We start from the raw sequence: 258 nt of genomic DNA, 5'->3' as shown, positions 1-258 counted from the left end.
ACAGAGCATGGCCGAGAAACCTGGCGTGCAGTCCCTGGCGGACGCGATCGCTGCCTCGCTGGCCGAGATTCAGGAGCCCCGCGACGCCGCCCTGATCATGGGCAGCCACGCCCGCGAGCTGAATCAGATGCGTCGCGAGGCCAACGTGCAGGCGGGAGATCTCGAACTCAAGCTGACCGACGCCAGCGGCCGCAGCGCCTTTGCGACGCCGGGTGCCGCGCAGGTCAGCCACGACAAGCACTGGATGGCCCAGGCGCA

The 258-nt window shown here is 69.0% G+C and carries 1 protein-coding gene; it reads left to right on the top strand.

Going from position 1 to position 258, the window contains the following annotated elements; genetic code table 11:
* Positions 1–25 precede the first annotated feature (25 nt).
* On the top strand, positions 26–258 hold a 233-nt coding region (locus tag RVY79_RS20365), incomplete at its 3' end, for a hypothetical protein (protein WP_317466404.1).

This window comes from Chromohalobacter sp. HP20-39 (assembly GCF_033052815.1).
Taxonomy (GTDB): Bacteria; Pseudomonadota; Gammaproteobacteria; order Pseudomonadales; family Halomonadaceae; genus Chromohalobacter.
This window is presented reverse-complemented; position numbering and strand designations above follow the sequence as displayed.